At 66.3% G+C, this 14467-nt stretch carries 13 protein-coding genes and 1 pseudogene; 9 read left to right on the top strand and 5 right to left on the bottom strand.

What is annotated here, in order from left to right; all coding sequences use genetic code 11:
* Nucleotides 1-16 precede the first annotated feature (16 nt).
* The 3 genes from mshL to GJV26_RS29190 are packed head-to-tail and all read left to right on the top strand — an operon-like array spanning nucleotide 17 to nucleotide 3843.
* Nucleotides 17-1786, top strand: coding sequence for a pilus (MSHA type) biogenesis protein MshL (gene mshL / locus GJV26_RS29200; protein ID WP_443094236.1), 1770 nt, complete (start codon nucleotides 17-19; stop codon nucleotides 1784-1786).
* The gene (locus GJV26_RS29195; RefSeq protein ID WP_155712054.1) at nucleotides 1786-2703 is read left to right on the top strand and encodes an ExeA family protein; all 918 of its coding nucleotides are present in this window, start codon (nucleotides 1786-1788) and stop codon (nucleotides 2701-2703) included. The genes mshL and GJV26_RS29195 overlap by 1 nt, the downstream gene beginning before the upstream one ends.
* Nucleotides 2704-2745: 42 nt before the next feature.
* Nucleotides 2746-3843: a tetratricopeptide repeat protein gene (locus tag GJV26_RS29190; RefSeq protein ID WP_155712053.1), complete on the top strand. Its 1098-nt coding sequence runs from the start codon at nucleotides 2746-2748 to the stop codon at nucleotides 3841-3843.
* A 58-nt stretch (nucleotides 3844-3901) separates the two neighbouring features.
* On the opposite strand, the gene GJV26_RS29185 is transcribed toward GJV26_RS29190, so the two are convergent.
* Genes GJV26_RS29185 through GJV26_RS29175 form a run of 3 tightly spaced genes read right to left on the bottom strand, consistent with a single transcriptional unit; the run spans nucleotide 3902 to nucleotide 6655 of the window.
* A complete protein-coding gene (locus GJV26_RS29185) occupies nucleotides 3902-4840 on the bottom strand; it encodes an HD-GYP domain-containing protein (protein ID WP_155712052.1) in 939 nt (312 codons plus the stop codon).
* A 28-nt stretch (nucleotides 4841-4868) separates the two neighbouring features.
* Nucleotides 4869-6134, bottom strand: a complete 1266-nt coding sequence (locus GJV26_RS29180) for a pyridoxal phosphate-dependent aminotransferase (protein WP_155712051.1) — start codon at nucleotides 6132-6134, stop codon at nucleotides 4869-4871.
* A 38-nt stretch (nucleotides 6135-6172) separates the two neighbouring features.
* Nucleotides 6173-6655 carry a putative toxin-antitoxin system toxin component, PIN family gene (locus tag GJV26_RS29175; RefSeq protein ID WP_155712050.1) on the bottom strand — a complete coding sequence of 161 codons (483 nt, stop codon included), beginning with the start codon at nucleotides 6653-6655 and terminating at the stop codon, nucleotides 6173-6175.
* Between the two features lie 41 nt (nucleotides 6656-6696).
* Between GJV26_RS29175 and yaaA the strand changes: the two genes are divergently transcribed.
* Entirely contained in the window at nucleotides 6697-7464 is a 768-nt protein-coding gene (yaaA, locus tag GJV26_RS29170) for a peroxide stress protein YaaA (protein ID WP_155712049.1), read from the top strand.
* A 159-nt stretch (nucleotides 7465-7623) separates the two neighbouring features.
* Here yaaA and GJV26_RS29165 read toward each other — a convergent pair whose 3' ends face one another.
* Nucleotides 7624-8433 carry an outer membrane protein assembly factor BamD gene (locus tag GJV26_RS29165; protein ID WP_155712048.1) on the bottom strand — a complete coding sequence of 270 codons (810 nt, stop codon included), beginning with the start codon at nucleotides 8431-8433 and terminating at the stop codon, nucleotides 7624-7626.
* A gap of 64 nt (nucleotides 8434-8497) precedes the next feature.
* Here GJV26_RS29165 and GJV26_RS29160 point away from each other — a divergent pair, with 64 nt between their 5' ends.
* From GJV26_RS29160 to GJV26_RS29150, 3 genes and pseudogenes are all read left to right on the top strand, one after another.
* The gene (locus GJV26_RS29160; RefSeq protein ID WP_229427916.1) at nucleotides 8498-9604 is read left to right on the top strand and encodes an RluA family pseudouridine synthase; all 1107 of its coding nucleotides are present in this window, start codon (nucleotides 8498-8500) and stop codon (nucleotides 9602-9604) included.
* Nucleotides 9601-10401 carry a peptidoglycan editing factor PgeF gene (gene pgeF, locus GJV26_RS29155; protein WP_155712046.1) on the top strand — a complete coding sequence of 267 codons (801 nt, stop codon included), beginning with the start codon at nucleotides 9601-9603 and terminating at the stop codon, nucleotides 10399-10401. The genes GJV26_RS29160 and pgeF overlap by 4 nt, the downstream gene beginning before the upstream one ends.
* 87 nt (nucleotides 10402-10488) lie before the next feature.
* Nucleotides 10489-11467, top strand: a pseudogene (locus GJV26_RS29150) (IS1595 family transposase).
* A 68-nt stretch (nucleotides 11468-11535) separates the two neighbouring features.
* Here GJV26_RS29150 and GJV26_RS29145 read toward each other — a convergent pair.
* The gene (locus tag GJV26_RS29145; RefSeq protein ID WP_155712045.1) at nucleotides 11536-11742 is read right to left on the bottom strand and encodes a hypothetical protein; all 207 of its coding nucleotides are present in this window, start codon (nucleotides 11740-11742) and stop codon (nucleotides 11536-11538) included.
* A 45-nt stretch (nucleotides 11743-11787) separates the two neighbouring features.
* Here GJV26_RS29145 and phaC point away from each other — a divergent pair, with 45 nt between their 5' ends.
* Nucleotides 11788-13497 (top strand): class I poly(R)-hydroxyalkanoic acid synthase, encoded by a 1710-nt coding sequence (gene phaC, locus GJV26_RS29140; RefSeq protein WP_155712044.1) that lies wholly within the window; start codon nucleotides 11788-11790, stop codon nucleotides 13495-13497.
* A 273-nt stretch (nucleotides 13498-13770) separates the two neighbouring features.
* Complete coding sequence (gene phaR / locus GJV26_RS29135; RefSeq protein WP_155712043.1) at nucleotides 13771-14337, top strand: polyhydroxyalkanoate synthesis repressor PhaR; 567 nt, start codon at nucleotides 13771-13773, stop codon at nucleotides 14335-14337.
* Nucleotides 14338-14467 lie beyond the last annotated feature (130 nt).

The following is a 14467-nucleotide window of genomic DNA, read 5'->3' as shown; positions in this document are numbered from 1 at the left end:
GACAATGAAACAGACCATGCAAATGAAGCGAACGATGCGAACCCTGGCGATTGGCGCGGCGGTGGTGCTGCTGGCGGCCGGCTGCGACACCGCCGGCCGCCGCGATACGTACGACACGATCAGCGGCGAGATGCGCGACGCCACCGCCAGGGCGGCGGCGCGGCAGGGCGCCGCGCCGGACGCGGTCGAGGCGGCGCTGCTGCCACCGGCGCCGAAGCTGGCGGCCAGCCTGCCGAAAGCCCGCGCGGTGCTGGATGAGCGCTTCAACGTGGCGCTCAACAACGTGCCCGCCCAGCAGTTCTTCAACTCGATCGCCACCGGCACCCGCTACAACATGCTGGTCTCGCCCGAAGTCACCGGCACGCTGTCGGCCAACCTGAAGGATGTGACGATCTTCGAGGCGCTGGACGCCGCCCGCGAACTGTACGGCTATGACTACAAGGTGGAAGGCAACCGCATCTACATCCGCCCGCTGACGATCCAGACCCGCATGTTCAAGGTGAATTACCTGACCGGCAGCCGGCGCGGCAGCTCGAACCTGCGCGTGTCGTCCACGTCGATCAACACCGTCAGCACCGCGAACCAATCCGGCCAGAACGGCCAGCAGGGCGGGCAGCAGGGCAATTCGCAGACCCAGACGGGGCAGCCGACCGGTGTCCAGACGACCCAGGACGATGCCAGCAATGTCAAGATGACTTCCGAGACCGATTTCTGGGGCGACCTGAAGGCGGCGCTGGAAGCGATCGTCGGCAGCGGCGACGACGGCCGCAGCGTGATCATCTCGCCGCAGTCCGGCGTGGTGCTGGTGCGCGCCTTGCCGGCCCAGCTGCGCAACGTGGACGAGTACCTGAAGGCCACCCGCCTGGCCGTCGAGCGGCAGGTGATCCTGGAAGCCAAGATCCTCGAGGTGCAGCTGAACAGCGGTTTCCAGACGGGCGTCAACTGGGCGGCGTTCCGTCAGGGCGGCAACAGCGCCGGCGGCATCGGCGTGATCTCGCCGGGCACCAACCTGGTGCGGCGCGGCATCAACGGTGCGATCGGCCAGAGCAGCGCCGGCGACACCGGCTTCACGTCGACACCCGGGGCTTCGCTGGGCAGCGCCGCCGATGCGCTGGGCACGATGTTCGGCCTGGCGATCCAGACCAGCAATTTCTCGGCGATGATTTCGTTCCTCGAATCGCAGGGCACGGTGCACGTGCTGTCCAGCCCGCGCATCGCCACGCTGAACAACCAGAAGGCCGTGCTGAAGATCGGCACCGACGAGTTCTATGTGACGGGCATCAGCACCACGACGAATTCGAACGTGTCCGGCAACACGACGACGCCGAACGTCACCGTGCAGCCGTTCTTCTCCGGCGTGCTGCTCGACGTGACGCCGCAGATCGACGAGGACGGGCACGTGATGCTCCACGTGCACCCTTCGGTGAGCTCGGTCACCACGATCAACAAGAGCGTGAACCTGGGCGAGGCCGGGTCGCTGAACCTGCCGCTGGCGGCCTCGTCCACCTCGGAGATGGACAGCCTGGTGCGCGGCCGCAACGGCGAGATCGTCGCCATCGGCGGCCTGATGCGCCAGGCCACCACCAGCGACCAGTCGCAGCTGCCCGGCGTGGGCAGCGTGCCGGTGTTGGGCGCGCTGTTCCGCAACAAGGACAGCATCAGCCAGAAGCGCGAGCTGGTCGTGCTGATCAAGCCCACGATCGTCGACGATGCCTCCAGCATGACGAACGACATGCAGGAAACGATGCGCCGCATCGAGCGCCTCGACCCGCAGCGGAGCCGCTGATGTACGAAGCCCACTTCGGCCTGCGCGAGGTGCCGTTTTCCATCACGCCGGACACCAGCTTCTTCTTCGGCAGCCCGCATTCGCAGGAAGGGCTGAACACGCTGCTGGTGGCGGCGCGCAACGGCGAGGGCTTCATCAAGATCACCGGTGAAGTGGGCACCGGCAAGACGCTGTTGTGCCGCAAGTTCATGGCCACGCTGGGCGACGAATTCGTCACCGCCTACGTGCCCAACCCTTACCTGGAGCCGCGCGCGTTGATGATGGCGCTGGCCGACGAGCTGGAAATCGAACTGCCGCGCGACGTTGACCAGCACCAGCTGGTGAAATCGCTGACCTTCCGGCTGCTGGAGCTTGCCGCGCGCGGCAAGCACGTGGTGCTGTGCCTGGACGAGGCGCAGGCGCTGCCGCTGGAAAGCCTGGAGGCGCTGCGGCTGCTGACGAACCTGGAAACGGAAAAGCGCAAGCTGCTGCAGATCGTGCTGTTCGGCCAGCCTGAACTCAACGCCCACCTGGCCAGCCCCAAGATCCGGCAGCTGGCGCAGCGCATCACCTTTCATTACCACCTCGGCGCCCTGACGCGCGACGACCTGGATTACTACCTGGCGCACCGGCTGCGCGTGGCCGGCTTCGGCGGTGCGCGGCTGTTCAGCCAGCGCGCGGTGCGGCGCATCTACCGCGCCACCGGCGGCATTCCCCGGCTGGTCAACATCGTCGCGCACAAGGCGCTGATGCTGGCGTATGGCGAAGGCCGCCACCTGGCCGACCACCGGCACGTGGCGCTGGCCGCCGGCGATACGATCGGCGCGCGGCCATCGCACGGCCTCGGCAGGCTGCGTTCGCTGCGCTGGGCCTGGCTGGCCGGCGTGGCCGCGCTCGCGGCGGCGGCGGGCGGCATTACCGTTGCATTGACAAGATGAGCTTCACTCGATGACCTTGAATAGATGAGCTTGATAAATAAAATGCTGCAGGACCTCGACGCGCGCGGCGGCAATGGCGCGCGCCAGGCCGCCGCCGACGTGCGCCCCGTCGCCGCCGGGCACACATCGCGTACGGCCATCGCCGTCGGCGCGGGGATCGGCGTGCTGATCGTCGCAGCCGGCGCCGGAGCATGGTATTACCTGAACCGGCCGGCGCCCGTGCCGCTGGCCCCTCCCGTCCCCGCGGTGGTCCTGGCGCCTGCCGCGCCGGTTGTCGTTGCGCCGGCTGCGGCGGTTGTCGATGCGCCGGCCGCCACGGCGCCTGTTGCCGCGCCCGAGCCCGATCCCACCGTTCCGTCGGAAGCAACGCCCCAGGCCCCGGCCACCGGGCAAGCCCTGACGGTGCCTGCCGGAGCGGCGGTGCCGGCGGCCCGGGAAGCGCCGCAGGCCCGCCCGGCCGTGCCCCGGACGCCACGTGCGGACCATGCCGATCGCGCCGAACGCGCCGAACGCGCCGAACGCGCCGTGGCGCCGGAACGCGTGGCGGAGCCGCCGGCCGGGCAGGGCGCCACGCTGACGTCGCAGCAGCAAGGGGAAAACGCCTACCGCCGCGCGCTGGCGGCCTTGCAGGAAGGCCGCCTGACCGAAGGCGTGGCGGCGCTCGAACACGCGGTGCAGGCGTATCCCCGCCACGAGGCGGCACGGCAGACGCTGGTGGGCCTGCTGCTGGAAAACGGCCGCGCCGACGAGGCGATGCGCCACGCCCAGCTGGGCCTGGGCCTGGATGCGAACCAGCCGCAGCTGGCGATGGTACTGGCGCGGCTGCAACTGGAACGGGGCGGCGCGGCCGACGCCACACTGCTGCGCTCGCTGCCCCATGCGGCCGGCGATGCCGACTACATCGCTTTCCTGGCCGGCGTGCTGCAGAAGCAGGGCCGGCACCGCGAAGCCGTCGCGCAATACGAGGCCGCGCTGCGGCTGCGGCCCGCCAACGGCGTGTGGTGGATGGGCCTGGGCATCTCGCTGCAGGCGGAAAATCTGCGGACCAACGCGCGCGAGGCGTACCAGAAGGCCCGGGCGGCCGGCCTGTCGCCCGCGCTGCAGGAATTCGTCGAGCGGCGGCTGGCGCAGGTGCAGTAGGCAAGCTTCCAGGCCAATGCTTGCCGGGCCGGGTTTGCCGGTCCTTCCCGGTCGCCCTTCACAGGCTGGCCAGCGGTCCCCATACCTGTTTCATCGAGATCGGCAGGTCGATGTCGTCCTCGCACAGGGCGGCGGCGATCGTGCAGCCGTCCTCGCCCACGCGCCGGGGGAGCGGCATGGAAAACTGGCGCCCGGTCCCGTCGCGCAAACAGAAGATCTCGGCCCGGCCGCCGTCGCGGTGGGTAACCACGCCGAGTTCGCCGCCGCCCAGCCGCACCGCGGTGCCGGGCGGGTAGGGGCCGATCTGCTGGACGAAGGCCGCCGTCAGTTCGGGGTCCGGCGACAGCTCCAGCACGCGCGCCAGCGCGTCGTCCGGCAGCAGCGCGCGGCGGTAATTGCGCGGCGAGATGCCGGCGCAGTAGCGGTCCGCCATGCGCAGCAGGTGGGCGGCCGCTTCCGCGTCGGTGCCGGCGGTGCGGTCGTGGAGCGGCTCCGGCGCATGGTCGGCCAGCAGGTTCGCGAACCAGTCCGGTTCGCCGGCCCGGGTGCCGTGCGCCGCCCGGGCACTGTCATGGTCGTGCGCGCGACCGTGATCGTGGCCATGAGCGCGATTGCTCTCGTCCGCCCCGTGGCGGCCGGTGGCATGGAGCGCCAGCCCCGCCGACACCAGCGACAGCAGCGGGGCCGGGCGCATGTGCATGTGCCGCGCCACCAGTGCCGCCACCACGGCCGTCTCGATGCTGTGCCGCATCGCGTAGCTGCCGGCAACCTGGTTGCGCAGCACGCAGGCCAGCGCCACGTCGGCGGACAGGTCGATCGCATGCAGCAGGTCGCGCGCCGTGGCACGCAGCTCGGCCGGGTCGACGTGCGGCGATGCGCGGCCGATATCGTCGAGGCGGTGCTGCACGGCGTTCAGCGCGCGCAGCACCGAGGGCGGTGCCGCCGGGCGGGCCGTCCCGTCCGGTTCCGGCAGGTCGTTCAGCGCATGCAATCCCATGGGCGTGGACTCCGACTTGGATGTGGATTCAGATACGTGCCAGCCGCCCCAGCGCCAGCGCCAGCGTTTCGTCCTTCTTGGCGAAGCAGAAGCGCACGATGCCCGATTCGCGCGCCTGGCGGTAGAACGGCGATACGGGAATGGCCGCCACCTTGATTTCCGTGGTCAGCCATTCGGCGAACGCCGCTTCCGGCATGGCCGAGATGGCGCCGTAGCGCACGCACTGGAAATAGGTGCCGTCCGCCGGCAGCAGCTCGAACCGGCTGCCCGCCAGGCCGGCGCGGAACAGGTCGCGCTTTCTCTGGTAGAACGCCGGCAGTTCCAGGTACGGCGCCGGGTTGGCCATGTAGGCGGCGATCCCGTGCTGCATCGGCGCGTTCACGCTGAACACGTTGTACTGGTGCACCTTGCGAAATTCCACCATCAGCGGCGCGGGCGCCGCCACGTAGCCGATCTTCCAGCCCGTGGTGTGATAGGTCTTGCCGAAGCTGGAAACGACGAAGCTGCGCGCCGCCAGCACCGGGTGGCGGCTTATCGACGCGTGCCGGTGGCCGTCGTAGACCATGTGTTCGTAGACTTCGTCGGACAGCACGAGGATGCCTGTGCCGCGCACGATGTCGGCCAGCACCTGCAGGTCGGCATCGCGCAGCACGCTGCCGGTGGGGTTGTGCGGCGTGTTGACGACGATGAGGCGCGTCCTGGGCGTCACGGCGGCCGCGACACGATCCCACGGCATGTGGTAGCCGGCGTCGTCGAGCGCCATCTGCACCGGCACCACCACGCCGCCGGCCAGTTCGACCGCCGGCATGTAGCTGTCGTAGGCCGGTTCGATGACGATCACCTCGTCGCCCGGGTGGACCACCGCCAGGATCGCCGTCGTCAGCGCCTGCGTCGCGCCGGCCGTCACGGTGATCTCGGCGTTCGCGTCATACGCGTGGCCGTACAGGGCCGCGATCTTGGCGGCGATGGCCTGGCGCAGCGCCGGCGCGCCCGTCATCGGCGGGTACTGGTTGTGGCCCGCGCGCATTGCCTCGGCCACCATTTCCACCAGCTTCGGATCGCAGGCGAAGTCCGGGAAGCCCTGGCCGAGGTTGACGGCATCGTGTTCGGCGGCCAGGCTCGACATGCGGGTGAACACGGTGGTGCCCACCGCCGGCAGGCGCGTGGCCAGCGCGGGTGTCGCCGCCGACGTCGCTGGCGGCGATGGTTCCGCTGCCGGAGTCGTCGCTGCCGGGGGTGGGGTGGTCGGGCTGCTGGTCACGCTGCTGGTCGGGCTGAAGGTCGGGCTGCTCATCGGCGATCCATGGCTGTATGCGAACGGTGTGCTCGGGTTCATTCTAGCGCAGCATCGGGTGCGGCGGCGAGCGGCCATTTTTCCGGCGGGACGACGGCGAACATGCCGGCGTTGCGCAGCCGGCGGGCCAGCTTCAGCAGCGCCTTGTCCTTCGTGATCAGGACCTGCGCATCGGCATCGCGCGCCACTTCGAGGAATTTCTGGTCGTCGCGGTCGGTGCAGACCGGCAGGCGCACGCCGGATTCGGGCGGCGCCACAACCTTGATCAGCGCATCGAAACGGGCGGCGCTGACCGGCCGCGTGGCTTCGTCCAGCGGCAGGTGCGGGTAGTGCAGCACCACGTGGTATTCGTCGCGGCAGTCGGCGCGCGTGATCGCCTCGACGGCGCCGCTCTCGATCGCGGCCAGCAGGGCGGCCCAGCGCGGATCGTGGAACACGAACAGGTCGAGGCAGACATTGGTATCGATGACGATGCGCTGCGGCCGGGCGGGAGGCGGAGTGTCGGGCAAAACGGGTATCATGGCGGAAATTATCTTGTCTTGAATGGCTGGTTTCGAATCATATGCTGATAGTGCTTTCCCCCGCAAAGAGTCTCGACCTCGAGACGCCCCCCACCACCGACATCGCCACCCGCCCCGCGTTCCTGGATCACTCGGCGCAATTGATCGAGCGGATGCGCCAGTTCGCGCCGCACGAACTGGCCGAACTGATGGACCTGTCGGACGCGCTGTCCACGCTGAACGTGGGCCGCTACGCTTCCTGGACGCCCGATACGACGCAGGCGCGCCAGGCCGTGATGACGTTCGACGGCGATGTATACGACGGCCTCGATGCGCGATCCCTGAACGCGCAGCAGCTCGACTACACGCAGGGGCGCGTGCGCATCCTGTCCGGCCTGTACGGGCTGCTGCGCCCGCTGGACCTGATCCATCCGCACCGGCTCGAGATGGGCACGCGCCTGAAAACCGCGCGCGGCAAGGATCTGTATGCATTCTGGGGCGACCTGATCACGCAGGAACTGAACGGCGCCGCCGAGGCGCAGGACGCGCGGTGGCTCGTCAATTGCGCTTCGGAAGAGTATTTCAGGTCGGTGCGGCCGGCAAAGCTGGGCGTGCGTGTGGTCACGCCGGTGTTCGAGGAATACAAGAATGGCAGGTACAAGATCATCTCGTTCCACGCCAAGCGTGCCCGCGGCATGCTGGCCCGCTACGCGGCGTTGAACGGCATCGTCGATCCCGAGGCACTGAAGGCGTTCGATATGGACGGCTACGCGTTCGCGCCCGAGGCGTCGAACGACGACCGCTGGGTGTTCCGGCGGCAGGTGGCCTGAGGCGTCACAGCCCGTTCGTGTCCACCATGGCGCCAGGCGAGAAGATGGACACGAACTGAACCATAAAATGGCAGCTATCGTCGAGCTCGTATCCAGGGACGGGGCTTGACCCCGGGCTTGACCGCGGGGTGGACACGGCCTCGACCGTAACCGGTCAGCTTACGAAGCCGACCAGAACTTCCACCACTTGCGCTCCGGTTTCGGTGCGCCTTCGTCGAGGAACTTGCTGTTCGGGAAGTTCTGCTTGAAGACGCGTGTCGCGTCGTCGCGCAGGGCGACGTTGCCCAGCTTGTCGTAGCTGCGAATCATGATCCACAGGGCTTCCTCGATCGCCGGCGAGTCGCTGTATTCGCGCACCGAGTCCATCGCCCGGTTGGCGGCGGCCAGGTAGGCGCCGCGCCGGTAGTAGTAGCGCGCCACGTAGACTTCGTACGTGGCCATCGCGTTGATCAGGTATTTCATCCGGTCGATCGCATCCGGCGCGTACTGGCTTTCCGGGAACTTGTCGACCAGCGCCTTGAACGCGGCGAACGCCTCGCGGGTGGCTTTCGGGTCGCGCTCCGCCGGATCCTGCTCGTAGACGAAATTGAGCAGGCCGATCTGGTCATTGAAGTTGATCAGGCCGCGCAGGTAGTACATGTAGTCGACATTCGGATGGTTCGGATGCAGCTTGATGAAGCGTTCGACAGCGGCCAGGGCCTGCGCCTGGTCCTGCGATTTGTAGTAGGCATAGGCGACTTCCATCTGCGCCTGCTGCGCGTACACGCCGAACGGATAGCTCGCTTCCAGCTTGTTAAACAACTGGATCGCCCGCTCGTAATGCTGTCCGGCCAATTCTTCCTTGGCCTCCGAGTATAATTTCGAAGCGGACCAGCCTTTGGTCTCATCCGATTGTTCCGGTAACAGGCTACAAGCCGAGAGACTGGCGAATAAAACGGATGCTGCTACTACCTTCAATTTTTTTTGCATGTTCTCGTGCAAGAAGACGTTTAAACAAGATACGACCTGGCTGATTATAGCCGATGGGAATGCTGTGATATTGAATCCTGAGCCGAATCCGGCCCAACAACCGTCCGATAACGATTTTGACGCCGATTTCGACGGCGACGTGCTGGCCGACGAACTTCTCGCCGACGAGGCACCCGCCGATCCGCTGGCGCCGATCGAACTGCGCCTGACGCCGGACGCCTGCGGCGAGCGCCTCGACAAGGTGATCGCGAAGCTGGTGCCGCAGTTCTCGCGCGGCCGCCTGCAAAGCTGGATCGAGGACGGTTTCGTCACCGTCGACGGCAAGCCGGCCAAGGTGCGCGCCACCGTGTACGGCGATGAAAAAATCATCGTGCTGCCGCAGGCCGCGCCGGAAGACGTGGCGTTCGCGCCGGAGCAGATCGACGTGGACGTGGTGTACGAAGACGCCAACCTCATCGTCATCAACAAGCCGGCCGGCCTCGTGGTGCACCCGGGCGCGGGCAACTGGTCCGGCACGCTGCTCAACGGCCTGCTGCACCGCTGGCCGCAACTGGGCGGCGTACCGCGCGCCGGCATCGTCCACCGGCTGGACAAGGATACCAGCGGCCTGATGGTCATCGGCAAGGACCTGCCGACGCAGACGGACCTGGTGCGCCAGCTGCAGGCGCGCAGCGTGAAGCGCGAATACTGGGCACTGGCATGGGGCACGCCGCGGCTGTCCGGCACGATCGATGCGCCGATGGGCCGCCACCCGCGCGAGCGCGTGAAGATGGCCGTGTCCACGGGCCTCGGTGCCAAGCCGGCGATCACGCACTATGAACGGCTGATCTCGGGCGAGCTGGAGCGCCGGCCGGTCAGCCTCGTGCAGTGCCGTCTCGAAACCGGCCGCACGCACCAGATCCGCGTGCACATGGCGCACCTGGGCTTCCCGCTGGTGGGCGACTATGTATATGGCAAGCCGCACCTGAACGGCGCCTTCCACCGCCAGGCGCTGCAGGCGCGGCGCCTCGGCCTGGTGCACCCGGCCACGGGCGAGCATTGCGAGTGGGAGATTCCGCTTGCCGACGACTTCCGCGCGCTGCTGGAGGAATGCGGCATCGACGAAGCCGCGCTGCAAACGGATCCGGACGTGGAATCCGGCCACCACGACGAGGATTACGACGACGAATGAACACGAGAAACGGGACAGGCGGCACCCAGTGGCTGCTACCGGACTGGCCGGACCTGCCGGACAACGTCGGCGTGCTGTGCAGCACGCGGCGCGGCGGCGTCAGCCCGGCGCCGTATGACGACGGGCAGGGCAAGGGCGGCCTGAACCTGGGCACGCACGTGGGCGATGCACCCAAATGCGTCGAGCGCAATCGCGATATCCTGCGCGCCGAGCTGCCGTCAGAGCCGGTCTGGCTGGCGCAGGTGCACGGCACCCGCGTGGTCGATGCGGGCACGCACGATACCGATGCGGCACCGCCGATCGCCGATGCCAGCTTCACCCGCGAACGGGGCGTGGTATGCGCGGTCCTCACGGCCGACTGCCTGCCGGTGCTGCTGTGCGACGCCGAGGGCCGCATGGTGGCCGCGGTGCATGCCGGCTGGCGCGGCCTGGCCGACGGCGTGCTGCAACGCACGGTGGAATCGATGCGCGCGGCCGGCGCCGGCGAGCTGATGGCCTGGCTGGGCGCCGCGATCGGCCCGAACCGCTTCGAAGTGGGGCAGGACGTGCTCGATGCCTTCCTGCAGCACCCCGGCGCGGACGAGGCCCTGGTGCGCGCCGCCTTCGCGCCGATGAATTTGCGGCCGGGCAAATTCTTCGCCGACCTGTATGCATTGGCCCGCATCGCGCTGGCCGGCGTGGGCGTACCGCGCGTGTGGGGCGGCGATTTCTGTACCGTTTCCAATTCCGGGCGGTTCTATTCCTACCGGCGCGACGGCGTGACGGGCCGGCAGGCCAGCCTCATCTGGCTGAAGTAGGCGCTGTTAGCGTTAAATCGGGGAACCAGTCGAACTGGTCGTTGTCTTACTCCTTGTTGAGGTAACTCATGCAAACGAGGAGCGAACATGGATCCCGCCGGCTTTGCAGGACTGTTTCAAGCACTCATCCAGGAGCAACTGACTGATCAACAGGTCGCCAGCCTGGAGGCGTGGCTCGCGGCACTGTCGTCGCGTGGCAATTGCCTCGGCATTGTTCAACTGGCCGCCCGCGCGTGCCCTTGCCCGCACTGTGGCTGCGGGCGGCGGCATCGCTGCGGCCAGGCCAATGGCCTGCAGCGTTATCGTTGCATGGCGTGCACGCGCAGCTACAACGCGCTGACCGGCACGCCGCTGGCACGATTGCGCCATCGCGACAAATGGCTGCCATATCTGCAGTGCCTGATCGATTCGCGTACCGTGCGCGATGCGGCCCGGCGCGTCGACGTCGCCCGTTCGACAAGCTTCCGATGGCGCCACCGGTTTATCGCCGGTGTGTGCCGCGAGCGCCCGGCGCAACTGGCAGGCATGGTCGAGGCGGACGAAACATATTTACTGGAATCGCAAAAAGGCTCGCGAAAGCTCGACTGCCCGGCGCGGCGGCGTGGTGGCAAAGCGGCACGCCGCGGTATCAGCCGCGAACTGGACTGCATCCTGGTCGCTCGCGACCGTGCCAGGGTGACGCACGAGTTCGTTACCGGGCGTGGATCGGTCAGTGCGCGGCAGCTGGCGCTGCATCTACTGCCGGTGTTGAGCCGTGACGTTCTTCTGATCAGCGATGGTGCCAAGGCTTACGGAACTTTTGCCCGGGCGGCCAATCAATATTACCCACGAAGCCCTCAATGTTCGCGCCGGCGTTCGTGCCCGGGGCGCGATTCACCTCAATAACGTGAACGGGTGGCACAGCCGCTTCAAGACCTGGCTGCGCCGCTTCAATGGCGTTGCCAGTCGCTACCTGGCCAATTACACCGGTTGGCAACGCGTGCTCGATGCGGCCCAACTGGCGCTACCGGCCCAATGGCTGCGCGTGGGCGTCGCCGGAAGCCATCGCCAAAGACCAGCTTGCTGAAAAAGTTCCGTTCCTTGGAGCATTGCACAGTTAATGCGAACAGCGCCCTGAAGCAAATCCGGGTAAATTCAGTCGGGCTCGCTTGCAGCAGCGCGCTCGCGCTCCCGCGCGCGCAGTCGCCGGGCGCGACGCCCCTTTCCGCCCGTGACATAGAGTAAAATCCCCAGAGGCACAACGCAATACATCAGGAAAGTCATGATGCCTGCGACAACCGTCGGCTCGGTCAGCGACATCAGCAGCACGACGTAAATCCAGGCAATAGCAATGATCAGCATCGGTAGTTTCGATTGGAATCACAAACAATTCTCAATGGAATATACATGAATATGCCCGACGCACAGACACTGGCCGGCTGGATGAACCCCGAACAGTGGAAATCCTGGATGGCCAACCCGGACGCCCTGGCGAACGTCCAACTGCCGGGTGCCGCGCTGCTGCGCGAAGCCGGCGCGACGGTCAAGCCGGATGTCCTGGAAACGCTGAAAAACGAGTATATGGCCGAGTTCGGCGTGCTCTGGCAACAGTTCCTCGAAGGTAAAACGCCGCAAATCCGAGACCGGCGTTTCGCGGCGCCGGCCTGGACCGGCAATCCCGTTACCGCCTTCAGCGCGGCGGCGTACCTGCTGAACGCCAAGTTCCTGGTGGCGATGGCCGAGGCGGTCGAGGCATCCGCGCAGCAGAAGCAGAAAATCCGCTTTGCAATCCAGCAGGTAGTCGATGCGATGTCGCCGGCGAACTTCCTGGCGACCAATCCCGAAGCGCAGCAGGCGCTGCTGGAATCGAAAGGCGAAAGCCTGACCCGCGGCCTGAAGAACATGCTGGCCGATATGCAGAAGGGGCATATTTCGCTGACCGACGACAAGGCGTTCGAGGTGGGGCGCAACCTGGCGGTCACCGAAGGCCAGGTCGTGCTGGAAACCCCGCTGTTCCAGCTGATCCAGTACAAGCCGCTGACCGATACGGTGAAACAGCGGCCGCTGCTGATGGTGCCGCCCTGCATCAACAAGTACTACATTCTCGACCTGCAACCGGCCAGTTCGCTGGTGCGCTATGCGGTCGAACAGGGCAATACCGTCTTCATCATCTCGTGGCGCAACCCCGATGCCACGCTGGCGAAAACATCGTGGGACGATTACACCGAGAAGGGCGTGATCGAGGCGATCCGCGCGGTACAGGAAATCACCGGCGAGGAAACGCTGAACCTGCTGGGCTTCTGCGTCGGCGGCACGCTGCTGTCGACGGCGCTGGCGGTGCTGGCCGCGCGCGGCCAGCAGCCGGCGGCCAGCCTGACACTACTGACGACTTTCCTGGACTTCGCCGATACGGGCGTGCTGAGCGTGTTCGTCGACGAACCGCAGGTGCGTATCCGCGAGCAGGCGCTGGCGCAGGGCGGCCTGATGGCCGGGCGCGACCTGGCCAGCACGTTCTCGAGCCTGCGGCCGAACGACCTGGTATGGAATTACGTGCAGGCGAATTACCTGAAAGGGAACGAACCCGCCGCGTTCGACCTGCTGTACTGGAATTCCGATTCGACCAACCTGCCGGGGCCGATGTTCTGCTGGTACCTGCGCAATACGTACCTGGAAAACAGGCTGAAGGAGCCGGGCCGCCTGACGGTCGCCGGCGAAAAGGTCGACCTGACGGCGATTGCCGCGCCGGCCTTCGTGTACGGCTCCCGGGAAGATCACATCGTGCCATGGACGTCGGCCTATGCGTCGATGAACATCCTGAACCCGGAAGAGCGCACGGCCAACCGCTTCGTGCTGGGCGCGTCGGGGCACATCGCCGGGGTGATCAATCCGCCGTCGAAGAACAAGCGCAGCTACTGGGTCAACGACGAGCGGCCGGAAGATCCGGAACAGTGGATCGCCGGGGCCGTCGAGCACCCGGGCAGCTGGTGGCCGCTGTGGGCCGCGTTCCTGGCCGAGCATGGCGGCGACGATGTCGCACCGCGCACGGAGCTCGGCAACGAAACGTTCAAGCCAGTCGAGCCGGCACCCGGCCGTTACGTCAAGGAAAAGGCCGATTGAGAACGGGAATATCCCGAAATTGACGGGAATAAGCGCGGATGCCATGCTGTTTTGTCCAGCGCTTATTTTCGTTGCGTTGCAATAAGTGCTGTTTCCACCTCTTTTCATGCCGATTTCATACGCCGATGGATACATACCTCTAAAATTTCACTCTATAATAGGGTGAGCAGGGCTAGTGAAAGCGAACTCTACGTTCGCTTTTTTTTCGCGGCCTTTTTTTTGAAACGACGTGGCATGCGCTGCGGCGCAATATGACCAAAATCGGAACTTGTGATGAGTAGTGTAAAGAAATCTGCCGAACGCCTGATCAAGAAGTATCCCAACCGCCGTCTCTACGATACGCAGACCAGTTCCTATATCACGCTGACCGACGTGAAGCAGCTCGTGCTCGACAACGAACCGTTCACGGTGGTGGATGCCAAGTCGAACGAAGACCTGACGCGCAGCATCCTGCTGCAGATCATCCTCGAGGAAGAGGCCAGCGGTGCGCCGATGTTCACTACCGACGTGCTGGCGCAGATCATCCGCTACTACGGGCATGCGATGCAGGGCATGATGGGCAGCTACCTGGAAAAGAATGTCCAGGCGTTCACCGACATCCAGCGCCGCCTGACCACCAGCGCCACCAATTACGACGGCAAGACGTTCAGCCCCGAAATGTGGACCCAGTTCATGAACGTGCAGGCCCCGATCATGCAGGGCATGATGAACAACTATATCGACCAGAGCAAGAGCCTGTTCGTGCAGATGCAGGAACAGATGCAAAACCAGAGCAAGAACCTGTTCGGCGCCTTCCCGTTCGTGGTGCCGCCGGTCACCACGCCCACCGACAAGAAGTAAGCCACCGGCGCGGGCGTTCGCCTGCGCCGCCTTGCGTCCCGGCCGTTTCCTGCCGTGGCGCTGCGATGTACCGATCTCCCACCGCCGCACCATGAACACTGGTGTCGGACACCCCCCGGGTGTCGGACAC

Origin of the sequence: Pseudoduganella dura (genome assembly GCF_009727155.1) — a bacterium.
GTDB classification, from domain to species: Bacteria; Pseudomonadota; Gammaproteobacteria; order Burkholderiales; family Burkholderiaceae_D; genus Rugamonas; species Rugamonas dura.
Note: the sequence above shows the minus strand (reverse complement) of the source record. Positions and strands in the feature narration are given on the sequence as shown.